Annotated in this window: 9 protein-coding genes; 6 read left to right on the top strand and 3 right to left on the bottom strand. The window is 56.9% G+C overall.

Features of this window, described 5'->3' with window-relative positions; genetic code table 11:
- Window positions 1-22 precede the first annotated feature (22 nt).
- The 3 genes from OZX73_RS00130 to OZX73_RS00140 form a co-directional block, all read right to left on the bottom strand.
- Window positions 23-2,953, bottom strand: coding sequence for a glycoside hydrolase family 3 N-terminal domain-containing protein (locus tag OZX73_RS00130; RefSeq protein WP_277149495.1), 2,931 nt, complete (start codon window positions 2,951-2,953; stop codon window positions 23-25).
- A 346-nt stretch (window positions 2,954-3,299) separates the two neighbouring features.
- On the bottom strand, window positions 3,300-3,794 hold the full coding sequence (locus tag OZX73_RS00135; RefSeq protein WP_277149497.1) for a hypothetical protein: 495 nt from the start codon (window positions 3,792-3,794) through the stop codon (window positions 3,300-3,302).
- Between the two features lie 3 nt (window positions 3,795-3,797).
- Window positions 3,798-7,046 (bottom strand): glycoside hydrolase family 3 C-terminal domain-containing protein, encoded by a 3,249-nt coding sequence (locus tag OZX73_RS00140; RefSeq protein ID WP_277149499.1) that lies wholly within the window; start codon window positions 7,044-7,046, stop codon window positions 3,798-3,800.
- A 278-nt stretch (window positions 7,047-7,324) separates the two neighbouring features.
- Between OZX73_RS00140 and OZX73_RS00145 the strand changes: the two genes are divergently transcribed.
- The 6 genes from OZX73_RS00145 to OZX73_RS00170 all read left to right on the top strand — a co-directional run bounded on the left by OZX73_RS00145 (window position 7,325) and on the right by OZX73_RS00170 (window position 17,882).
- The gene (locus OZX73_RS00145) at window positions 7,325-8,050 is read left to right on the top strand and encodes a LytTR family DNA-binding domain-containing protein (protein ID WP_348519453.1); all 726 of its coding nucleotides are present in this window, start codon (window positions 7,325-7,327) and stop codon (window positions 8,048-8,050) included.
- The gene (locus tag OZX73_RS00150) at window positions 8,034-9,389 is read left to right on the top strand and encodes an ATP-binding protein (protein ID WP_277149501.1); all 1,356 of its coding nucleotides are present in this window, start codon (window positions 8,034-8,036) and stop codon (window positions 9,387-9,389) included. The genes OZX73_RS00145 and OZX73_RS00150 overlap by 17 nt, the downstream gene beginning before the upstream one ends.
- 174 nt (window positions 9,390-9,563) lie before the next feature.
- On the top strand, window positions 9,564-11,126 hold the full coding sequence (locus tag OZX73_RS00155; RefSeq protein ID WP_277149503.1) for an MFS transporter: 1,563 nt from the start codon (window positions 9,564-9,566) through the stop codon (window positions 11,124-11,126).
- Between the two features lie 86 nt (window positions 11,127-11,212).
- Window positions 11,213-14,029 (top strand): glycoside hydrolase family 2 TIM barrel-domain containing protein, encoded by a 2,817-nt coding sequence (locus OZX73_RS00160; RefSeq protein WP_277149505.1) that lies wholly within the window; start codon window positions 11,213-11,215, stop codon window positions 14,027-14,029.
- Between the two features lie 30 nt (window positions 14,030-14,059).
- The gene (locus OZX73_RS00165; protein ID WP_277149507.1) at window positions 14,060-16,654 is read left to right on the top strand and encodes a serine/threonine protein kinase; all 2,595 of its coding nucleotides are present in this window, start codon (window positions 14,060-14,062) and stop codon (window positions 16,652-16,654) included.
- Between the two features lie 256 nt (window positions 16,655-16,910).
- Complete coding sequence (locus OZX73_RS00170; RefSeq protein WP_277149510.1) at window positions 16,911-17,882, top strand: thioredoxin domain-containing protein; 972 nt, start codon at window positions 16,911-16,913, stop codon at window positions 17,880-17,882.
- Window positions 17,883-17,929: the final 47 nt, after the last annotated feature.

Genomic DNA, 17,929 nt, shown 5'->3' on the forward strand with positions numbered 1-17,929 from the left:
GACTAGCGGAATCGCCTAGAGGTCACTGCTCATCAGGTGCAGCCGCATCGACCGAATCACTGGTGACGGAGACCTTGGCTTCGTTACGGCGGCGGAGGTAACGGCGGACCGCTACGATCTCAAGGCCGACGAAGAGGACCGCGGCGATGGCCCAGACGACATACATGGCCGTCTTCCAGACCGGGGTGGCGGCCTTCGGCTCGCCATTCTGATACTCCCAGCTGTTCGCCACGGAGTAGAGGATGTTCTTCGAGGCCCGACGCATCGCGATCACGGAGGTCGCAGACTTGTCGGTGATGTGGTTGGTCACCTTGGTGGTGGCGAGCATGGTGTCGCCGCCGTTGCGGATGATCTGGTCGGCGTTCTGATAGCCGTAGACACCGAAGTAATCGGTGACCACGAAGCCGTGGAAGCCCCACTCGTCACGCAGCACGGAGTTGAGCAAGCCGCTGTTGGCGCCCGCGTAAGTGGGCCCGATGTAGTTGAAGGAGCTCATCGCGGCGGTGGTGCCGCCGGTCTTGACGCCCATCTCGAACGGCTTCAGGTAGATCTCGCGGATCGACTGCTCGTTGGCCCAGGTGCACAGCATGTTGGTGCGGTTGGTTTCCTGGTCGTTCAACGCGAACTGCTTCATGAAGGCGTAGACGCCCTTGGACTGCGCGCCCTGGATCTGGCTGGCGGACAGGGCGCCGGCGAGCTCGCCGTCCTCGGAGAAGTACTCGAAGTTACGGCCGGAGAACGGGCTGCGGTGCGTGTCCATGCCAGGGGCGTACCAGCCGTCCACGTGCATGTCGTGCGCCATGTCGCCGATCATCTTGCCGAATTCCTTGTTGAGGTCCTTGTTCCAGGAACAGGCGAAGGAGACCTCGGCCGGGAAGCCGATGGAGCCGACTTTGGTGAAGTTGTTGTTCAGGGCTGCGGGGCCATCGGCGTCGGTGGTCTTGATCTTGCCGATCGAGTCCACCGCGGGCGTGCCGTAACCGCCGTTGGCGATCAGCTCGTCCATGTCCTTGAAGCTCATCTCGTCGAGCAGCTTGTCCCATTCGGGATCATCGTAGGACTTGCCGCGCAGAGCCGCCAGACGGATGTTGTTCTTCGCGCCCGTGGTCGGCATCTTGTCGCCGGACTTGTTGTGCTCGGCGGGCTTGTAGTTGCCGTTGTTGACGAACTCGGACTTCGCCTTGTCGCTCATCGCGAAATTCGTCGGGGCAGCGGTGGCCGCCTGATAGTTCGCGAAGTGGTCCTTGCGGGAAAGGTAGGTCACGTCGCCGGCCGCGTTGTCGAACCGGTTGGTGGCCGCGGCCTTGTCGCCCGCGTGGGTCTTGGACTTGTTGTAGGTGATGGTGGACGGGATGTTGACCGTTTGATGATCAATCGCCGTATGCGCGTCGGAGTTGATGGAGATGTCGTAATCGCCCTTCTCCAGCACGTAGGCCTTGGCGGTCTTCGAATCGTAGGAGGCCATGTCGTCGTCCTTGAAGGAGATCTTGACGTCCTGGGACTCACCGGGCTTCAGGAGCTTGGTCTTGCCAAGCGCCACGAGGTTGGTGGAGGCCTTCTCGATGCCGCCGTTGGTGTAAGGCGGGTCGAAGTAGGACTCGACGACGTCCTTGCCGGCCTTGTCGCCGGTGTTCTTGACGGTCACGTCGAAGGAGATCTTGCCGTCGGCGTGGTCGATCTTGCCCATCTTCTGGCTGAACTTGGTGTAGCTCATGCCGTAGCCGAACGGGTACTGGACGACGTCGTTGTAGTTGATGAGGCCTTCCTTGGCGGCGGTCTCATAGAACTTGTAGCCCAGGTAGATGCCCTCGGTGTAGTTGACGAACGTCGGCTTGATGGTCTGCAGCTTGCCGGTGAAGTCCGGAACCTTCTGGATGAACTGGTCGACGTTGTTGTACTGGAAATCACCGTAGTTGTTGATGTTCACGGACTTGTGAAGGTCACGCAGGAACGTATCAGAGGTCTTGCCCGAGGGGTTGACGGCGCCGGAAAGCACCTTGCCAAGCGCGGTGAAGCCGGTCTGGCCGGCAGGCGGGCACCACAGCACGGACTTGATCTGCGGATAATCCTTCAGGAAGCTGAACTGGAACGCGTTGCCGCCGTTGTAGACGAGGGTGACGTTCTGGAAGTTCTTGGTGACGGCATCAAGCATGTCCTTCTCGGACTGGTCGAGCTCGAGGAAGGACTGGCCGTCCTTGAAGTCCTCGTAATCCTTGGAGTTGTTGTGATAGGGAACGCCCTTGGCCTTCATGTTGCTGGGCAGGTCGTTGCCTTCGCCACCCTGACGGGCCAGAACCACGACGGCCTGGTCGGAGAAGCTCTTGGCCTGGCTCATCGCGTCGGCCGGATACTGCTTGATCGGGGTCTCGGGCAGGTCCCATTCGGGGGCGAACATCACCTTGGGCTGCGGGCGGTTCTTGGCGTACTTGACGTACATGTCGCTCAGCTTGGTGTTGGTCTGAAGCCCGGCGTTCTTCATGCCTTCGAGGATGGAGACGGTCTTGTACTGCGTGTTCATGGCGCCTGAGCCGGAGCCCGAATAGATCGGGTTGGTGGAGGCCCAGCCGAAGACGTTGACCTTCTTGCCGCTCAGCGGCAGGTTGGAATCGTCGTTCTGCAGCATGGTGATGCCTTCGGCCTGCACATCCTCAGCGAGCTTGTTGGCCCGGCTGATAGTGTTCTGCGAAAGTACGTATTTCTTGGACGTCACGTTGTTGAGCAACGTGGACATAGGACCGGTGAGCATCATGGATACCGCGGCGACGATGGCCACCAGCACCACCAGCCACGTCTCGCTATGCACAAGCTTGCGGGTCCCGGTATTTTGAACCGTCTTCTTGTTGACGGCGACGCTGATGACAATCGCCAGAATCAGAACGACACCGATGGCCACCAGATAGGGCACCAGCGACTTGATGACGTTGACGACATCAGCCATGTTGATCTGCAACATGAGAAGTCCTCTCTTTATGTTTCACATATCATGAATGCGTAATGGCCGCCGCGTCTCATTTGACGTAACAACCACATCTACTCGCTCAACTTCGAACAAAGCCATGCGACGATGCTACATTCACACAGTTTTATTTTGTAATGGCAATCTTGAATTCTTAAGGATGTGGCTCAGCCTGTCATTTTCCGCGCACGTTTTGCAATCAACGCCTATAGTTCCATCTTGATAATGTTAGGCACAAATGACTGGGCCTCCGTCTCGCCCACCATCAAACAATGGTCAGCAAAACGAAGGCCCAGTGCCATCGCAGGATGGATCCGCATCCATCCGATTCAGCCTCTAACGGCTACCGGAGATCACCGTGGTCCTTGCGGCACGCACGGATAATCAAAGCGATTATCGCCACGAGATAGAACAGCACACCCACCACGGAAATGTTGAGTGCCGTCACCTCGCTATGCGGGTAATTGACAGGGATGAAGTAGATATCGGCCGCAAGAGAGACGCGCGCGAGAACGAACATCGCGAACGAGACGACCAACAGCACTTCACCTACCATAACCAACACATCGGCGAGAACGCCACGGCCTGGGCCAGCGGTTGTCGCCTTGCCCTGAGGCAGGAAGATGACTTCGCAGGCGATGGCGATCATCGCCACAATCGTCAGGGACAAAGGCCAGATGCTCATACCGCTGCCAGCCAAGTAACCGGTAGTGGAAGTAATGACATATACAATCACTCCCACCAATGCGGCAAGCACGGCAACACACTCAAGCAGAGAACCTTTGAGCGAGAACGTCGGACCAGATACTTTTCCTGTGTCAATCGTTGCTTCAGTCATGACTTACTCCTTCCCCTTTGTAGGTTGTTCGCCGACATCCGACGAGTTTTTCCCGCGTAGACGGACCACCGCATAGCCAATGATGCCAATCAAGGTCAGCAAGCCGGTCACAACGATGGCCGCGAGGTACGCCGCACGCCACCAGGTAATGATTTCCTTGGTATGAGTGGTGGAATTGACGCCGTTCATAGCATTGGAATTGGCGATCGCCCACAATGCGTAGTGCATGTCGGTTTGGATGGCCTTGACCAGCTGGGGATCGCTGCCCAATGTTTCAGCATTCCAATAGGGCACGCCTTGCTTGCCGAATCCGCAGAACGCCATGGTGCCTGCGATGATTGATTCCTTTGGCGCGGCAGACGGCGAGACAGAGGTGAAATCAGTGACGGAATACCCGGTGAATCCCCACTCCTGACGAAGAATGGAGTTGGAAACCCCGTAGTTCGCACTGACAGGAACCCCTCCGCCACGGTTGAACGACGTCATGATACCCAATGCACCCTGCTTGTATGGAGTGACAGCGGAACCGACGATGCCTTCCGGCAATGAGGTCTTGGCCCCGGATTCACCGATTCGTTTATCGCTGGATTTGAAAGAAGCGGGCTCTCCCTTGGCTTCAATCGCCTGTTCAAAGTTCCGCAGCTCCATTTCGCGGGCGCGCTGCTCGCTCATGAACGTCGCCACACCTTTACGATTAATCTCCTGATCGTTAAAGGCGAAATGCTTCACGTTCACCATGGTGCCCTTGGATTGCGAGCCCTGCGTCACCGCACTCCCCACATATCCGGAGAGAACCGGATCTTCGGAGTAATACTCGACAGAACGCGCGTTATAGGCATGACGGTGAAGGTTCATCGCCGGCCCGATCATGATAGGCAAGTCGAAAATAAGACCCGACTCGCCCAACACGATTTGGCCGTTGCGGTATCCCAGCTCCTTGTTCCAGCTATACGCAAGATTCGTCGCTGAAGGAACCACAGTGGTGCCTTTATTCGCGTACTTCGGGTCCTTGGCATCGGGGAATGCCTCCCCTTGGTATTTTCCTTCGTTGAATTTGTGGGAATCCGAGCCATTCGGGCCATCATCGGTAATCTTGTTTCCCAACCCAATCGAAGGAATAGCGCCAATGGCATGTAGCGCCTTCTCCGCGAAATTCATATACTCCGGAATCGTTATTTGCCGGACCAAAGCATTCCATCGCTTGTCGTTGAAGGATGCGCCTTTCAAGTCGTTGAGTTTCAGATGCGTGGACTTGTCTCCAACTTTGTAAGAGGAGGTGTCGCCTTTCTGAAGCGGAATGAAATCGTTGTTCAGCAACTTCGAAAGTTTCGCGTTCGCGGCAAGCCCGGAATAGGTCTTCGGGAAGGTGCCATTCCAGTTCGAACGGCTCAGGTATTTCACCGTTCCCGGCGCGAAAGCATTGTAATCCATAGCGGAGTTGCCGGCCGAAAGCTGATTCGTGATCTTCTTGCCCGTGCTTGAAGTGGAGAAGGTGCGTGCATCGACATCACCATTCCACTTCCAAGTGTAGGTCTTAGACGCGTCCCCCGCAGAGGTCATACCGTCGGCCACACTGTGGCCTTGCGCGGCAAGCACATTGTTGAGAGCGTCATGCGAATCATTGCCGATGGCGAAGTAATAGCTGCCCGGATCAACGATGTAGGTCTTGGCATGCCGAGCGTCATAACTGGCAAGATTGGCCATATCCACATCCATGGTCACAGACTGGGATTCACCAGGCTTCAGCATCTTGGTCTTTTCGAAGTCCATAAGCTGAATCGCGGACTTCTCAATGCCATACTGCTTGTCGTACTTGGTATATGGCACCGAAGCATAAAGCTGCACGACCGCTTTGCCCGGGACGTCGCCAGTGTTGGTGGAAGTGACCGAGACCGTCGCGGTCTTCTTATCACCACGAATCTTCACACTGTCAAGTTTCTGGGAGAACTTGGTATAGCTCAAGCCGTAGCCGAAGGGATAGGCGACTTCATTGCCGTATTTCCAAGTACCGTCCGTAGTGGCAGGGGTGCCATCAGCGTTGGCATATGTACCGGCTTTGGCGGTCTTGGCGTTCTGCTCGGCGTCCCCACCGGAAACAGTATCCGCATAACGGGTCTCGTAATAGCGATAGCCAGTATAAATGCCTTCTGCCTCAATCAGATATGAATTGACGTTGGCGGTCTTGGCGAACTTCGAAGCGTTCTTCCACGGAATATTGCCGTAGTTGGCCATGGCCGGCGCCAAAGCGGAGTTCACAGCCATCACGTCGCCGAGATGGGCTGAAGGGGAGACGGTGCCGTTGAGCACATCAGCCACACCGTAGAATCCATAGCATCCCGGATTACCAATCCATAAAATAGAGCTAACTTTAGGATCTTCCTTCAAGTTTTCGATTTCCATAGGAATAGTTGAATTGACGAGCACTACAACCTTTTTGAAATTCGCCTCTGCTTCATGGACCAGCGCCATCTCATTGTCATCAAGACTTAGGATGTTACCGGTCGCCGTATTTACATTTTCAGCACGACCGGCCTTGCCAGGAGAATAAGCATCGGTGCCTTCTCCGCCAGGACGCCCGACCACAACGATTGCCGCGTCATTGTATTGGGAATATTGCGAATTATATTGAGGATTCAGCTTACTGAGCTGATTGGGGCCCAACTCGCTTGGATCGTCAAACTTGGTGACCTCAGCATATTCGGGCTTATCGCTGCCTCCTCCGAATTTCGGCTTGGTCCAATGCTTATCCGAAAAGAAGGTCTGATATGCCTTGAGCGTGGAAGGATTCAAATCAAATCCGCGCTGTTTGAAGGCATCCGTGACGCTTACTACCGAGCCGCCATCGGCAACCGATGCCACAGAGCTGCTGTATATCGGTGCATAACTATGTACTCCGAACATAGTAATTTTTGCATTCTTTGCAATTGGCAATGCACCTTTTTCGTTTTTCAACAGCGCATAGGTTTCCGGGGCTTCCTGCATGGCGAAAGATTTGAAACCTTCGTATGCGCTTTTCGCGGTTTTGAACTCGGACTTGTAATTCCAACTGTTGCCCTTGTCCGCAGAGCGATCAGTCACCGTCTCTTCACTACGAGTGCCAAAAAACGCATCGACCGAAGTACGGTAAGTCTCAAAAACCGTCCCGGCGACAACCGACACCGCCAGCACGAACGCACCGATTGTGACCAAGGCACGCCACGGTCGCGCAGAGGCCGCGGAACCTCGATTCCTCTTATCCTGATGTTGTGTCATTTCCCACTACTCCTTTGTATAGAGTATGAAGGGTCAAGAATCTGACTCTTCTCAATTTAAAACTAGAAACAATCGACCTGCACGTGGAACCCGACAAGCACGAAACACTTTTTTGGACGCATGAACGACACAAGGGCCCAACCTGACTCACATTACCTATGGCTTCATGTAGAAGACCGATGGGCGCTGTCCACAGGAGACACCGATGCCGGATATGCACAATTTCATCGGATGCCGTACAGTTGTCAGTAATCCATAAAAGATTCGAGGACAGAGACATGCTGGTGACGGTCGCGGTGATCGAGGACGATGCTTCGGCGTCGAGACGCCTGACAGAGTGCCTTGATAGATTCAGCGCGGACCCGAACAACAAAGACGTCGAATTCAAGGTGACGAAATTTGTTGAACCTACCGCATTTCTCGATCCATACCGCGCCGATTACGACATCGTTTTCATGGACATCGAGCTGCCCAACATGAACGGCTTGGAAGCGGCCCATCGCCTGCGTGCCATCGACGCGCACACCATTCTCATTTTCGTCACCAACATGGCGCAATTCGCAGCGAAAGGCTACGAAGTCGACGCGCTGGATTACATCATCAAACCGTTTTCTTATCCCGATTTCGCCCGTAAACTCACACGAGCTGTGACACTGTGCCGGAAAAACTGCAAGACAGTGGCCATCACCCAACGCGGAGGCACCCAGCTGGTACTGCTCCGCGACATTTCCTATGTCGAAGTCAAAGGCCATACCTTGCTCTACCACACAGAACAGGGCAACATCACCGGCACGGGGAGCCTACAGGATGTCGAGGAAAAACTAAGTGGCGAAGGCTTTCTCAGATGCGGCAAATCATATTTGACAAACCAACGTTTTATCAAGAATATTCATGGCTCTGAGATTCTTCTGACCACAGGCGACCAACTGCCCATCGGTCGTTCATACCACAAGACGTTCCTGGCCTCCCTTGCACAAAGTCTCGGCAATGACCATGTTCTATGAAGCTGATCTCTTTACTGTAGGCGCGGTGCCGCCGCCCCAACCGGTAATCGGGCATATCCTATGGTTTTTCAACGCCTGCGGGTTTCTCATCGAAATGTGCATCGCAATCGGAATGTTTACTTGGAAGCTCGAGCGGAAACCACACTTCGCCAGACGTCTGACATTATGCCTGCTACTGATGTTCTCCATCGGCTGCTGTTGGTCGCTTTTCATACCCACCAACGCATGGACCCTTATCCTGCGGTGCACAGTCTTCTATCTGATGTGCTATCTGGGCCTGCTCTGCTGCCTGGTGCTGAATACACGGCAATCGCTGTTTTATCTGGTTGCGGGCATCGCCACGCAGCATCTCTGCTATTGCGCCGGTATCATCGTCGCCTTGCTGGCCAACCCAGGGCATCTGGCCATAGGAACATTATCGAATTCGCTGGTCTATCCTTTGACCCTTGTCCCTTGTTTCACATTGTCTTATCTGGTATTCGCGAGGCCGCTGGAAGGAAAGGCGCCGGATATTGCCTTCAACGCCAGGATTCTTCTGCTGCTGGTTGGCGTGCTGCTGTGCGTCAACGTTTTCGCCTGTCTTTTCGACGACTTCGTGGCGAAAGTGCCATTCCCTCCGCTCGCTTACATGATGTGCGTACTCACCCGGCTGGTAACCTGCTGCTTCCTGCTGGTGCTACTACGGGAAATCATGGATCGCAGTGAGGCCGAGCATGACAGCATTGTGCTTCAGCAACTCCTTGCCCAGCAGAAGTCGCAAATGATCAAGGACAAGGAAACCGTCGACCTCATCAATGTCAAGACGCATGACCTGAAAAAGCAGCTGTCCACATTCGGTAACCATATAGGGGCCGACGAAATCAACGACCTGAAAAACCTGGCTGATGTCTATGACTCTTCGGTACACACCGGAAACGAGACTTTGGATATCCTGCTGGCTCAAAAATCCTTGATTTGCGAACAACATGGCATCCAATTCGAACGACTCATCGACGGAAAAGCCATTGATTTTATGAAGCCCAGCGATATCTACGCCCTTTTCGGCAATGCCATGGACAACGCGATGGAAGCGCTAGACAAAATCGACACCTCGGATCTACGTTTCATCCGCATGCAGGTAAAAGCAGAAAAGGGGATGGCGGTGATTCACGTGAGCAACCCATACAGCGGTGAGATTACGCTCGACAATGGCCTGCCAGTAACCACCAAGGACGACCATCGCAATCATGGCTTTGGTATTCGTTCCATCCAGATGGTAGCGGAGCACTACCACGGGGCGGTAAACGTCGAGACCAGAAATAATCTGTTCGTTCTTAATATCATCCTATCGAGCGAGTGAGCTTCCTGCGGGTTTCAAAACGGAACCACCTGCAGTTCATGAATCTAAAACCGCACTTCACGACATTCGCATTGTATTGGACCTTAAAGTCAGGGCAGACTAGATAATCGACAACCCGTACGCGCACGGTTCATCGATGACCGTACACGTCCGCTGAAAGCAAAAGAAGGCCGGATGAGCAACGATACCGCAAACCCGAAGGAACAAAACCGATTCGAAAGGTTCTTCGAGCACGGCGCCATCAGCACGCGCATCACCAGCAGCACCGTGAAACCTCCGGAAATGCTGCTGGGTTACCTTGCCGGACCGTTCTGCGCCATTATCTCCAACGCGATCTTCGCCTCATACCTCAACAGGTATTATTCGGATGTCCTGGGCTGGACAGACACCTCAAGATTCGGTGGCTTCTCGGCGGCCCTGCCAATCGTGTCGGTGATCGCGGTCATCGTCGGCAACCTCGTCATCGGCCATTTCATCGACAACACGCGAACCCGACAGGGCAAGGCCAGGCCTTTCATGCTTCTGTCCGTGCCATTTCTCGTAGTGGCCATCGTTCTGCTGTTCCTCGACCCGCGCAACACGTCACCTATGGTCCAAATGATATGGATCGCGATCTCCTATAACCTTTACTACGCGGTCGCCTACCCATTGTATTACACTGCCCACAGCTCCATGGTGGGGCTTTCCACACGTGACACCAGCCAAAGAGGCCTTTTGGCCACGCTCTCCAACGCATCGAATGTCGCCGCCACCGGCATCGGGGCGAGCATTGTGGTGCCGATCGTGCTGCAAAGTTTCCTCTTCGTCCAAACCAACGGCAAAATCGACACCGCCAGAAGCTACGGCCACTGGCGCATCTTCGCCATCGCCCTGTGCGTACTGACCGCCCTGGGCATTCTCTGCGAGTATTACTTCACCCGCGAGCGCATCACCGAAGAGAACATGACCCTCAACATCAAGGAGGAAAAGCTCCCCGTTTCGACCCAGGCCAAGGCATGCATGTCCAACAGCTATTGGTGGATCATCATCGCTTATTTCTTCCTTTTCCAGCTTTCCGGCATGATCAAAAACGGCTCGATGAGCTATTACAGCCGCTGGATGTTCTCCGGCGTCAACACCGAGGCCAAGGCCGGTGCGGCCATGTCCGCACTTGGACTGATCGGCGGTATCCCCACGGCCATCGGCATGCTGCTCGCCTGGCCCATCGCCAATAAGATCGGCAAACGCAATGCCGTCGGCATCGGAATGGTCATCGCCGTGATCGGCGGATGCGTCAGCTTCATCAACGTCCACAGTTTCGTGGTGGTATGCATTGGCGTCGTGCTCAAAGGCATAGGCTCCATACCAGCGATGTACGTGACGCTCGCCCTGCTCTCCGACGTACTCGACCATCTCGAGGCGAGGAACGGATTCCGCTCCGATGGTTTCACCATGTCGGTTTACGGGGCGATCATGGTGGGCATGGCCGGTCTCGGCAACGGCATGATCAATATGCTCCTGACCTCGGCCGGTTATAATCCCGCGTTACAGACGCAGAACACCGGCGTGCAGACTGTTCTGGTCGCTTGTTATTTGGGCGCCGAGCTGGTGTGCTATACACTGATTGCGATTCTAATGATTCCTCTCAATGTGGAAAAACATATCAAAGACGACCAAGCGACTATTGTCGAACACCAGAAACAGGCGGTCGAAGAACAGGGCGGTACGTGGACCGCACCGGCATCACCGGAGCAATGACAATGATATAGATACAATCTCGTTCGTCTCACCGAAATCCAGCAGAAATTCGCGCCCCGCCGGCGCGCCAGCAGAAAGCAAAACCCATGCAAGCCACACCATTCAACGATTCTTGGGCCTACAGGCATTTGGACAGCAACGAGACGTTTACGCCGGTGACCTTGCCGCATGATGCCATGCTTTACGAGCCGCGTCTGGAGAACGCCCCGGGTGGGACCAACACTGGGTGGTTCGACGGACGCGATTATGAATATATCCGCCATTTCAAGCCCGGCGAAGACCTGCGCGGTGGCACCATCATTCTTGAGTTCGAAGGCGTCTACCGGCTCGCTGAGGTCTTCGTCAACGGCCAAAAAGCCGGCTCATGCGACTACGGGTACACCGGGTTCACGGTTGACATCACCGACCTGGTCACCTTGGGCGAGGACAACGAAATCCGGGTGGTGGCCCACAACGCCGACCAGCCCAACTCCCGCTGGTATTCCGGTGCGGGCATCTACCGTCCGGTGACCCTTTGGGCAGGGCCGCGCGAGCATATCCGTTTCGAAGGCATCGGGGTACGTACGATATCGACGAATCCGGCGAGAATCGAAATCACGCTGCAGGCCACCGGCCCGGGCAAGGCGCATGTTGAAATCTTTGAAAGAAAAGGCGATGCCGACGCATCAATGGCCACTACGTCACGGACGTTTCCAGCAACACGCTCTGTGCCGATGTCCAAAGGTATTACAAAAGGAGCTTCTGAGTCAACGCCGACAATAGCGTCCACGGATTGCGAAACCGATGACGATGGCAAGGCAAGCGTCACGATCGACATTCCCGATGCGAAATTGTGGAGCCCTGAGCATCCTGATCTCTACACCTGCCAAGTAAGCTATCAGGCCGCAAAAGACGGCAAGCCTACCGCGGGTCACACTACTAATACCACTGTCGCAACCGCCGCCGGTACCAACGCCGTAACCGCCGGGGATACGGCCACTGGCACCGCCGCCGACACCGCTGGAGATACCGCCGCCGACACCGCCGCAGAGACTACCACCGACACCGCCAGCACGACTTTCGGCGTGCGCACACTGGCTTGGGGCGATAGCGGATTCCTTATCAACGGCAAACGCACCATCATGCAAGGCGCCTGCATCCACCACACCAACGGCATACTGGGAGCCGCCGCGTTCCCCGATACGGAACGTCGCAAGGTCCAAGAGCTGAAAGCCCAAGGCTACAATGCCATACGTTCGGCCCACAACCCGTGTTCCAAAGCGTTTCTCAAGGCCTGCGACGAGCTGGGCATGCTTGTTCTGGACGAATACATCGACCACTGGTACATCCACAAAACCCTTTACGATTATGTCGATTATTTCTCGGCCAATTGGCGCAAGGACCTGACGGCCATGGTCTCGAAGGACCGCAACCATCCCAGCGTCATCATGTATTCGATCGGCAATGAAGTCAGCGAGACCGCCGAGAAGAAAGGCATCGCGTTGACCCGTTCCATGGTGAACCTGTTGCATACCTTGGATTCCAGCCGACCGGTGACGTGCGGAATCAATATTTTCTTCAATTTCCTCAGCTCGATCGGGTTCGGCGTCTATTCCGACGACAAGGCGCGCAAAGAGGTCGAAGCGGAATCCGGAGAACGCGCCCCGAAACTTTCTCGAGAGGACATCGTTCCGGGAGCATGCGTGACTCCCGGAGCCCAAAACGGACAAGCAAAACCCAAACACAAAGCCGTGGGCAGCGAGTTCTTCAATAATCTCGCGGGAATCATGGGCGCCGATTTCATGAAAACCGGAGCCACGCTACACGTCTGCGACGTCAAGACCCGCGACGCCTTCGCACAGCTCGATATCGCAGGTTATAACTACGGCATCAAACGTTATCGAAAAGACCTACAACGCTATCCGCATCGGCTCATCCTCGGTTCCGAAACGTTCTGTAGCGACGCCTATCGGTTCCGCGAAATGGCCAAAGAGAACCCACGGCTTATCGGAGACTTCGTATGGGCAGGCATGGATTATATGGGCGAAACCAGCGTCGGAGCCTGGGAATACGAGGATTACGCCCCTGCGGAAAACGGTTTCGGCTGGCTCACCGCCGGCTCGGGCCGCCTCGACTTGACGGGAAGGGTGACAGGTGAGGCGCTATACACCCGCGTCGCGCTTGAAAAGAGCCAAGGCCCCTATCTCGCGGTACGGCCGGTGAACCACACAGGCGACAAACATTCCCCAAGCGCTTGGAAAATGACCGACGCCATGCCTTCCTGGAGCTGGGAAAGCTGCGAAGGACGCAAGGCGAACGTGGAAGTCTATGCGCGCGCAGCGAGCGTCGCCCTGATCCTGAACGGACAGGAAATCGGTCGAAAACCATTGCGCAACGACTGCTTGGCACGTTTCAGTTGCACTTACCAACCCGGAATTCTCGAAGCCATAAGCTTCGACGAAAACGGCAAGGAAATCGGTCGGTGCACCTTGACCAGCGCCCAAGGTGCGACCAGACTCACTGCTTCTCTGGAGCCCGAAAGCGGTTTTGAAGAATCACAATCCCTTTCGACGGACACACCGGAACGCAAGCAAAACAACGCTTCCGTCGCCTGCCAACCCGGACATCTGGCATACGTACGCGTGCGCTATACCGGTATCAACGGAATCACCAAACCGCTAGAACGCGGCACATTAAGCGCCAAAGTCAACGCTGGCCGTCTGGTTGCATTCGGATCTGCCGCCCCTTACAATCCAGACAGCTTCTTCACTGGCAACACCGACACTTACTATGGCGAAGCTTTAGCCATTATCGAACTGCCCGACGCAACTGACGGCCAACAATCCGATGGCGAAAAATTGCCAGTCATCCTGAACGTCACCGACGGCAAGTTGGAAACCAGCCTCGCCATCACAATCGTGTAGCAGGCCGCACGCCCAAGTAGTATTAAGGGTATGAGCGACTTGAACGCGTTGGACTTGGAACCCGGGGAGATCGTCGGCGGATACACGCTGATCTCGCGACTGGGCGGCGGCGCGATGGGCTCGGTCTGGCGGGTGCGCGACGACGGCGGACAGGTCTACGCGATGAAGATTTTGCGGGATTCGCTCAAGGACGATGGCGAAACCGGCGGCAGCTACCAAAACGACGACATATCCGCGGAAAACAATTCCGGGAGTTACACAGACGTCAACAGCGTCAACGGCTCCACGGGTTACGATTCCACAGGCAACAATGCAGCCGGCAATGGATATGGCGCTTCCGGGTACGGCCAGAACAACGGGAACGTGGGCGCAGGTAATACATCACAACCGCACCATCACCACAGCCACGACCCACACGTCACGGCCCGCGAGCGCATGCGGCGCGAGGCGGTGGCGATGCGCAAGATCAACCATCCCGGGGTCTGCGCCATCGTCGACATGGAACTTGATGATTCCCTCGCTTTCATCGTCACGGAACTGATCGAGGGCAAGAATCTGCGCGACGACGTGGCGGCGAACGGGCGGTACGTCGGCGATGACCTGCAGCGCCTCGCCTCCAAACTCATCGACGCCGTGCGCGCGGTGCACGCGCAGGGCATCATTCACCGCGACATCAAGCCGACCAACGTCATGGTCTCGGCTTCGGGCCCCGTCTTGGTGGACTTCGGCATCGCCATGACCGCCGGCGAAAGCCACGTCACGCGCACCGGCTTGGTGATGGGCACGCCCGGCTTCATCGCCCCAGAAATCATCGACGGCGCGGAAAGCAATGAGGCCACGGACTGGTGGTCGCTCGCCAGCGTCATCGCCTTCGCCGCCACCGGCCGGCCGGTGTTCGGCAGCAAACCGATGATGGCCGTGCTCGAACGCGAGGCCAGCGGCAACGCCAACCTCGCCGGCCTGCCACCAAACACACTCAACGCCCTGCGCAGCGCGCTCGACCCGGACCCAGCCAAACGTTGCAGCCCGGACCAACTGCTGCAAGCCATTTCGCTCGACGCCTTGAACCCCTTCGCCAACGGCGAATTGGATGACGAGGACGACGGCATCGGCAATGAACCAGTTCTTGGAGCCGGCAATTTCGGTAATACACTGGGCGCCGGGAATCCCGACAATCCCGATAATCCCGCTTCCGATACGCCCAATGGCACGGCACAAGGGGTGGTGCCCCCTTTTGGCCAAAGGCCTCGAACTGATCCGACTCCGCCGAACAAAGCCTCGAATAGCCTTCGAACCTCATGGACGGATAATCCCGCCGGATCCCCCACGCAATCACTTGGCTCCCCGCAACCGCAATTACGCGGCTCGACGCGGGCCATGCCGCGACCCACCGGCAATCGGCAACCCGCCGGCAATCGGCAAGCCCCGTCAACGCAAACGCTACGCGGACAGGATCAGCCGGAAGCGGGAAGCCCGGCTGCAACAACCCCAGACGAGACCGTGACCGAGGCACTGCCCAGCCCTTCGGCGCAGGACCTCACGGCGACGTCCGCGATGCCGCAAAACAGCGGCCCAGCAACGGCGACAATGCCGCTTGATACCGACATGACGCGCGGCATGGAACCGACGTCAACGCTGCCCACCTCGAACCCGCCCGCCGCACAACAAAGCGAGGCTGGCACGATGCCGCTCGCCGTGTCACCGGCGATGCAGACGCTGCAGCCCCTTGACCCCAGCCGGCAAGCCCAACCCGTGTCGTACGCACCCTATATATACGGTCCCGGCCAACCGAACATGCAGGTGGCCGCAGCGCCCCAGCCGTTGGAACCAATCGCGAACCCCGCGGACGTACGGCGCGGCAAGCTGATCTCAAGGTCCAGGTTGCCGCTATGGCTCGCCACGGTCCCGCTCGCGCTGCTTGCCGCCACGGCTCCGTTGGTATCGCTTTGCTGCGCCGCGGCCCTCGTCTGGCTCCTGCTCACGCTCGGCTACAGTGAGGAGGCCCAGCTCGAGCGCGAGGGCAAGCGCGGCGGCATCCGCAAGAAATCCGACATGGCGTTGCGTGTGGCGAGCCTGCCCTGGCATGTCCTCAAAGCCCTGGTCTTCGCCATCGTGCGCGCGCTGGGCATGGCGCTTATCGCCGATGTGGCGCCGATCGTGGTCAGCCTCGTCTCCGGCCTGCCCACGAAGATGGTCGATATCGTCATCGGCTCGTGGCGCATCCCGTTCCCCCTGTCCGCGGACCTTTCGCTCTCGTATTCCAGCGCGGCGCTCGCGATATTCATGGCCGCGGCATGGCTCATCACCGCCTTTGGCCCGAAAACGACGATATTGCGCATCGGCGCGGGACGCCTGCGCGGGATGAAGCCCGAACCTGGTACCGGCGACCCAGCGATGACGGCCTTGCCTGAATCCGCCGCACCGCCAAGCGATGAATACCTTGGAACCGAAGACGAGCTGGATGACGAAGCCGAGGATATCGAAGAAACCGCCAAAACCATGCACCACCTGACGTGGCGCTGGATCCTGCTGATCCTATGGATCATCCTCACCTTGGCGGCCTTGGCACTGGCCCTGACGAACCGCCAGATCGACTGGGTTCCCCTGCCCAATCCGCAGTTGTAATACAACCAAGCCGAAGGGGCGACAACTCACACAACTCCCATCAAAAACCTATAGCCAAACCCAAACCCGACCATCACCATGTGACTTGCGCTACGAATCCCCGCGATCCCCTCAGCCCTCAGAGATTCATCTACCCATGCGGGCAAAATAAGAGAACATTCAGTTTTGTGAGTACACTTGCTACTTTGGTCGCCCAAACGGTGTAAACACTAAGATTCGCCGGCACTTGGCACCAAGTAACTACAAAGAAGGACACATGGCACAACAGGGCACAAGTAAGTCGCAGAAGCGCAAGGCGCGGGCGAAGCGCCAGGCCGAGCAGGAGGCGCTTGAGCGCGCGCAGGCCGAGGAAGCCGCGAAGGAACGCAAGCAGCAGACCATTATCGGGGGCATCGTCGTCGCCGTCATCGTGGTGCTTGTCGCCGTCATCGCCATCGTCACGCTTCACTCTGTCCACAAGAAAGCGCAAGTGCAGAAGGTGTCGAACAGCACTTCGTACAGCGCCCTGCAAAAGGTGAAGGTCAAGCCCACCGTGGTCGACGACAAGGGCGGCATCCTCATCTCCAAGGACGGCTACGGCAAGAAGCTCGACAAGGCCCCGACCGTCGAGATCTACATGGACCCGCTGTGCCCCGGCTGCGGCTCGCTGCACCGCCAGATCGACGGCGACCTCGACAAGCTCGTCGACGCCGGCCAGATCAACCTGGTCTACCATCCGATGAACTTCCTCGACCAAGATTCCACCGACCAATATTCCACGCGCGCCGCGGGGGCCATCCTCTACGTCGCCAGCCACGACGCCAACGCCGAGCATCTGATGGGCTTCGTCAGCAACCTTTACAACAAGGACTACCAGCCAGAAGAGGGCCCGGATTACAAGGCGACCGGCAACGACAAGATCAAGGAACAGGCGCTTAAGGCCAGTGTCGCCGAGGATGTCATCGACAAGGCGTTCGACGGCCGGTACAACAAGTGGCTCACCGCCTCGTACAATTACACGATCACCCGCAAGGAGCTGCAGAACCAGAGCGGGCAGAACAAGGGCAGCATGAGCACGCCGGCAGTCACCATCAACGGCACACTCATCGACCAGAGCGAGATCTCCCAGCTGAACATCCCGCAGGAGCAGGCCCTGCTGAAGTCGTTGGGGCTTAAGGACTCGCAGGTCGGCGAGCGCGGCGTGATGCCGAAGATCGGCGGCACGGGAGCCCCTCAATCGTTGCAGTAGCGATAAGTTGAGGCCGCTCAAAAGCGATGAGGCCGATTGGATGGGGA

Source organism: Bifidobacterium sp. ESL0775 (genome assembly GCF_029395475.1).
GTDB lineage: Bacteria > Actinomycetota > Actinomycetes > Actinomycetales > Bifidobacteriaceae > Bifidobacterium.

Coding starts and splice junctions, on each gene's coding strand:
- OZX73_RS00165 (WP_277149507.1), top strand. CDS start 14,060: ATGAGCGACTTGAACGCGTTGGACTTGGAACCCGGGGAGATCGTCGGC.
- OZX73_RS00150 (WP_277149501.1), top strand. CDS start 8,034: ATGACCATGTTCTATGAAGCTGATCTCTTTACTGTAGGCGCGGTGCCG.
- OZX73_RS00170 (WP_277149510.1), top strand. CDS start 16,911: ATGGCACAACAGGGCACAAGTAAGTCGCAGAAGCGCAAGGCGCGGGCG.
- OZX73_RS00140 (WP_277149499.1), bottom strand. CDS start 7,046: ATGACACAACATCAGGATAAGAGGAATCGAGGTTCCGCGGCCTCTGCG.
- OZX73_RS00135 (WP_277149497.1), bottom strand. CDS start 3,794: ATGACTGAAGCAACGATTGACACAGGAAAAGTATCTGGTCCGACGTTC.
- OZX73_RS00145 (WP_348519453.1), top strand. CDS start 7,325: ATGCTGGTGACGGTCGCGGTGATCGAGGACGATGCTTCGGCGTCGAGA.
- OZX73_RS00130 (WP_277149495.1), bottom strand. CDS start 2,953: ATGTTGCAGATCAACATGGCTGATGTCGTCAACGTCATCAAGTCGCTG.
- OZX73_RS00155 (WP_277149503.1), top strand. CDS start 9,564: ATGAGCAACGATACCGCAAACCCGAAGGAACAAAACCGATTCGAAAGG.
- OZX73_RS00160 (WP_277149505.1), top strand. CDS start 11,213: ATGCAAGCCACACCATTCAACGATTCTTGGGCCTACAGGCATTTGGAC.